Genomic DNA, 5,998 nt, shown 5'->3' with positions numbered 1-5,998 from the left:
AACCCCACAAAGGCACCCTAGGCGCACCGCTTAGTGCGCAACTTCCCGACCGCGAGGCCCGGAAAATCAACCATCGCACCCTCAAAACGCCCAAAACGACGACCATGTGGCACGAACCAGGTCCAACGGCGGCACCGAAGCCGTGAACGGCCTCATCGAACTCGCCCGCCGCGTCGCCCGCGGCTTCACCAACTACGACAACTACAGACTCAGAATGCTCCTCATCGCCGGCGGCCTCGACCCCACCACCCCCACCTAAAGTCAGAAGAACCGGGTTGTCGTACTTCTGGGACGTGACCGGCGCGCGCCCGCTCCTGCACACGTGGACTCGAACCTTCGACGCCGCCGATCGCACCATCGGCGAATACGACAGTTTAGAGTGAGCACTCATGACAATGCCGAGCCCGCGACGCGGCTATTTTCGATTCATGCTGCTCTACTCCAGGGCCGACCGATGAATCTGACCCGCCGCCCGCTCTTCCTCGCGGCGACGACTTCGGGAGCGCATGCCGGGCCGACGTAGCTCACGAATAAGAGTCCGAGCCAGCCTTTCGAGCGCACTTCACAGCATCCATGTTCCGTGATTTCATCGATAGTCTTCAGCGCTCGCCTGACCCCCACATCTTGGGGGTCACCCTCCGACGCGAACACAGTTTTCCGATTCACGAGAATGCTTACCGATAGTAGATCTATTTGAATCTTTAAACCCATCGCGCGCGGCGACGGGTATTTCACTTCGAGGTCTACTATACTGGGGGGCTCCGCAACGAACCTGCGAATAGTTACCGACGGCCACTTCTCCAGGAGATGCGCACTGACAATTTGACTAACATCAATTGGGATATAGTCGTCAATCACTTACGCTTCCCCTTCGAGTAGATCACTCTGCCTCGAATGATTCTGAAATGCCCATTGTTGACGGAAATTCTTGACCATCGAATTGAAAAATATGACTGTCCGTTGTGCTGCGTCCAACCTAGCCTTGGGTCCCGGGAAACGCGGTTGAACCTTCCGCCACCCGCAGGCCGATGAAGCGTCTTGAAAGAATAGTTTCCAAACAGTTCACTGTCCGCTCCCAGTGCTTCAGAATCGAACGCCGCTTCGCCGATCGTCCGCTCGAGAGCGACGGCGGCTCCGTCCGTAACTACCGGAAGTGCCAAGGCAAACAACAGTGCTACTTCGGCTCGTCCGGTCTGCCAGTCGTTGTACTTCGATGTGTCAGGATGACGTGAGCAGCCTACGGACATTTTCACTCGGCTACATTGCCCCGTCAGATCGTCCTGGTTGATGGGGTCGGTTGGGTAGACGTACGCGTTTTCGTTGCCGCCGGGGATGGGGTCGGGGGAGGTGAAGCGTCCGGTGAGGGGGTTGTAGAGGCGTGCGCCCATGAGGATGAACGGGGCGGTGATGGTTTGGCGTTGTTTGCTGCCGAGCCATCCGTAGGTGACAGCACCGGTGGATGCGGTGGTGCCGGTGGCCTGCCCGAACTCGTCGTGGATCGCGAACCCAGACCAAACGCGCGACCCTATATCTTGAGAAGGTTGACAGCGGTCGACCGCGCGGCCCGGAGCCATGGCCGGTGGCTTCACCTCCCGGCTGCTCTCGATTAACGAACTACTCGGATGCATCGTCGCTCATCCGCCGCTCTTGGCTACGGAAGTAGCGAGACCACAGCACGTTTGCGTCGCGGCCCTGAGGGATATATTTTGCCGCGCGCCCTATCTCATCTGCCAAGTATCCAATCGGCTTTTGCGTGAACAGAGGTCTCTCGTAGTACGCGACCCCCAGAAACTTCCATGCATCTTCCCGATAGGGCACGGGATGAACCAGAAACGTTTGAGATTGGTGGCGGACTATGCCGATGAGTGGCGCCGAGTCGTCAACCTCTTCACGGGTCGGCAAGTCCAACCGCGCGCGCTTCTTCAAGACGCGCGGCCGAAGGCGAGAAGGTCGACGGGTCGCCACGTAAGGAGAGAACCAACTGAATAGCGCCGTGACAGCAGCGAACCCAAGCGCCAATCCAGGTTGCCGAGCCAAGAAGAGCTCGATCACGACCGCCGCCGCACACAGCCAACCCAGAAGGAGGGGCCACGGAGTCGGGGGAAGTCTCTTTCCCCTGTTCACAACGCGCCCCGCTGGCGGCGAATATCTAGATCCACGGCGAATGTAGTCGCAGTGTAGGCCCCATACGCGGTGTCTAGAGCGTCGTACGAACCTATGACCGCTGAACGAGTCTTGCGGTGTTGGATGCGAATTCGCTTTCTCGCGTTCGTCATCATTCTGACTTTTACTTTAGGCGGAATTTTTAACGAATTGATTTTCGAAGCAGATTTCGCAATTTTTGTCGCCTTTGTCAACTTGAGTCCAACATTCAGCGCTTTGCCCACCCCGAAAGTTGCGGCCCCGGCCAGATCAAGCCAGCCGTCCGCGTCTCCCTGGGAAAGGCGGTAGATGCCTGTACCCAACGATATTGCCGCCGAAGCCCCGGCACAAATGGCACAGCCGAGCATTCCCGCTACTCCGAGAACCGCTGATGCCGTGTCGAGTGTGTCGAGCAGATCCCACATGCCCGACGAGTCGGATCGATTGATGGGGTCGCCTGGGTAGACGTAGGTGTTTTCGTTGACGCCGGGGATGGGGTCGGGGGAGGTGAAGCGTCCGGTGAGGGGGTTGTAGAGGCGTGCGCCCATGAGGATGAACGGGGCGGTGGTGGTTTGGCGTTGTTTGCTGCCGAGCCATCCGTAGGTGACAGCACCGGTGGATGCGGTGGTGCCGGTGGTTTGTCCGAACTCGTCATACACCGCGAACCCCGACACCGTGGATGCGTCGGCGGCGGCACTGACAGGCAGCTGGGTGCGGGTGACGTTGTCGCCGTGCGGGTTCGCGAACTGCAGATAGCCGGTGCTGCCTGCGGTCGTGGTGTCGTACTGCAGGCTCAGAGCGCCGGCGATGTCGCTCGCGTACACGGTCGTCGTGCCCGTGTTGACGACCCAGGAGGGACTGTCAGTGCCGTCGCCGTAATGCTCCGCCGTGCCATCCGTGCCCTGCACGCGCCGCATCGATGGGTCCAGGGTGAAGGAGGTGTCGACCACCGTGCGTGGCAGGTCGTTGTCGAAGTACGCGATCGACCGTGTGCCGCTCGACGCGGCATCCAGGCCAGGAATCGTCGTCGCCCGGCCCAGGACGTCGTACCCGTACGTGCCCGTGCTGCCATCGCGGGTCACGGTCCGCACCCGCGAGGACAGATCGTAGCTCCACGTGGTCGTGGTCGCCGCACCCCAGCAGTTCCCATCCGGCTGGGCCGCACTGCTGGTCAGCGAGGTGCGGTTGCCCTGCTTGTCGAACGAGTACTGACGGATCACACACGCGCCACTGCTGCGATCCACGATCTCATCCAACCGCCCCGCCCGGTCATACCGCCACCACCGAGTCGGATAATCCGTCGGCTGCGGGATCGTGGTCATGTCGTACTCGCCGATGGTGCGATCGGCGGCGTCATACGTTCGAGTCCAGGCGTGCAGGAGCGGGCTCGCGCCGGTCACGTCCCAGTAATACGACATTGCGCTCAGTCGCCCGCGGCTGTCGTAGGTGTTGGTCTGCCCGACATCGTTCGGCCCGATCTGCTTCACGAGGGCGCCGAAGACGTCATACGCGGCCCTGAACGTGTAACTCGCGCCACCGGTCATCGCGATCGTCTTCTTCGTCATCAACGGCCGTGACTCCGTCACGCCACTCGCATCCGCACCACCGTAGGTATACGTCGTCACGCTCTTCGGATCGGTGACCGTCGCGACCTGGCCGGCTCCGGCCTGGTAGCCGCCCGTGCTCGGCGCGACATAGGTCGTGGTCGTGGTGTCGCCGAGCGAGTTGGTGTAGCCGACCGTCCGCCCCCATTTGTCGAACGTTGACAGCTCAGATGTGGTCACACCGGAGGTGGTCGTGCTCACCCCACGCAGAGCACCCGACGACGCCTCGTAGACGCTGGTCGTGGTCTTGACGTTTCCGGCGCTGCTGAGCGTCGTGGCGTCGACCGCGACAGTGTTCGTTCGACCGTCCGACAGGTAGGTGGTGGTCGTCGTTCGAGTGACCAGCCCGCTACCGGCGCCGGAGGTCTCGACCTCGGTCAGTGCTTGCAGATACTTGTTGTAGCTCGTGACCTGCGTATCGGGGAGATCCTCGTTGACGGGAGCTCCCGCGAGGCGGGTTACGCACAGCATCCCGCCCCACTCGGGCCGGCCGCCGCACTCCGCCGCCTGTGGGTTCGTGCCGGCCGTGTAGTAGACGGTCTCGGTGGTGCCCTCGTCGCTCCCGTTCGACAACGGCTGAATGACTTTGATCACCCGACCCGCGGCGTCGTACCGGGTGCGGTGCACGATGTCGTCGGAGTCTCCCGTGAGCGCGCCGGTGCTCGAGTCGGTGGTCGTGGCGGGTGAGCCCATGTCGAGGGAAGTGGCGGTCGCGAGCCCGAGCTTCCAGCTCGCGGAGGGGTCCGCGCTGTCGTAACTGGTGAAGGTTGCGCTGAGCGTCTCGTGATCGGCGGGGATCGCGTCCGCGGGCGAGGATGAGCCGATGCTCGGATCGGCGATGCCGACCCGCACGGTCGTCAGAAGGCCGAAGGGGTGTCCGGTGGCGGGGTTGATCTTGCTGTTCGGGGCGCCCTGGTCGTAGTCGTAGTGCGTGTGCACCCGCACGAGGCGTGTGATGCCACCCGAGTTCGCACTGCCGTTCGCATTGGTGTGCACGTACGCGGTCTTCTGCGGGGCCCACGAGTCGGTGAGGTACGAGCCTTCGGGGACGGCGACATCGTTGACCGTCGACGCGGCGTTGTAGCGATTGATGGTCGCGTATGGTCCGGCGTCGACCGATCCGCTGGTCTGCTTCAACTGCTCGAACACGAGTGCCATCCCGCGTTCATCGAGAGAACGGGTGACGTTGCTGTGCTCGTCGTAGTCCGTCGACGTGATCGCCCACCCGTGGACGGGATACGTGTCGGCGTTGTTCGCTGGGGCGCCCACGTAGCTCGCCGTGTTGACGGTGTAGCCCTGTGCGTCGGCGTACTGCAGCGAAGCGTGGGCCCACGCGGAAGACGGCACGCTCCCCGCGGCGAACGTCGCGTCAACCTTCTGGTCTTGACCGAACACCGCAAAACCGACGGCCGGCGCGCGACGCTGCCCCCACCGGGCGACGTTGCTGCTCGTCACAGTGTCCGGCAGCCCGGGCACGCCCTGGTTCGGGTCGATGTTGTACACGAAGCTGGTGTCCCGCGTCGACGTCGAGCCACTGGCTGCGTCGAGGTGGTCGATGCTCGCCGTGCGCACGTCCCAGGAGGTCTGCGGGTTAGTGGCGTAGTTGATCACCCATTTCGCGCGACCGCTCGACTCGACGCTCGCAAGCTTCGGGAACTGCGCTTCGGCCGTGTTCCAGGTGTACGACGTCGAGAGACCGGAACGAGGGTCAGTGACGGACGTGAGTCTCCCGTCGGTGTACTGGTAGGTGGCCACCGTCGTGACCGTGCTCGAGCTCGTCGCCGGGTCCCACGCCTGGTAGTCGATCGACGTGACCCGATCGCCGGTGTTGTTCGCGCCCCAACGGATGATGAGCGACCGGCACCCCTTCGTCGCGGGATCGTCGCAGGTCACCCCATCGGGCACGGGGGCGAGGATGCGCGAGATGCGGCCGGACGCGAGCCGCGTGAAGGTCGTGCCGGAGGCGTTGCCGGGCTCGCGAACCTCGGTCGGCGCCCAGGTCTTGCCGGTCTTCACCCAGGTGGTGACCACCGCGTCGTCGGTCGTCAGCGACATCGTCGTCGCATCGATCATGCGCAGCTTCGCGTTCAACGCGCGCGTGTCATCATCGGCCGCTATGTAGACATCCCACGGTGCGATGACAGGCTTCATGAACGAGTAGATGTTGCCTTCGTCGTCGGCGAAGTACATGGTGCCGTCGACGGACACGTTGTCATACACGTCGAAACCAGCGGTGCCCACGGCGGCGCCGT

At 62.9% G+C, this 5,998-nt stretch carries 2 protein-coding genes and 1 pseudogene; 1 reads left to right on the top strand and 2 read right to left on the bottom strand.

All coding sequences use genetic code 11. The features are described from left to right. Positions 1-121 precede the first annotated feature (121 nt). A pseudogene (locus tag QT381_RS15570) lies at positions 122-259 on the top strand (transposase); the annotation flags it as partial. A 595-nt stretch (positions 260-854) separates the two neighbouring features. Here QT381_RS15570 and QT381_RS15565 read toward each other — a convergent pair. Both QT381_RS15565 and QT381_RS15560 read right to left on the bottom strand, forming a co-directional pair. Beyond that, positions 855-1,574, bottom strand: a complete 720-nt coding sequence (locus QT381_RS15565) for an RHS repeat-associated core domain-containing protein (protein WP_289249945.1) — start codon at positions 1,572-1,574, stop codon at positions 855-857. A gap of 546 nt (positions 1,575-2,120) precedes the next feature. Further along, the gene (locus tag QT381_RS15560) at positions 2,121-5,987 is read right to left on the bottom strand and encodes an RHS repeat domain-containing protein (protein ID WP_289249944.1); all 3,867 of its coding nucleotides are present in this window, start codon (positions 5,985-5,987) and stop codon (positions 2,121-2,123) included. Between the last annotated feature and the right edge of the window lie 11 nt (positions 5,988-5,998).

Source organism: Galbitalea sp. SE-J8, assembly GCF_030345695.1.
Taxonomy (GTDB): Bacteria; Actinomycetota; Actinomycetes; order Actinomycetales; family Microbacteriaceae; genus JAUASV01.
The sequence above is the reverse complement of the archived record's forward strand: the minus strand, read 5'-3'. Positions and strand labels throughout refer to the sequence as shown.

Bases quoted from the DNA above. Each gene is read 5' to 3' on its own strand.
- QT381_RS15565 (WP_289249945.1), bottom strand. From the start codon at position 1,574: ATGGCTCCGGGCCGCGCGGTCGACCGCTGTCAACCTTCTCAAGATATA.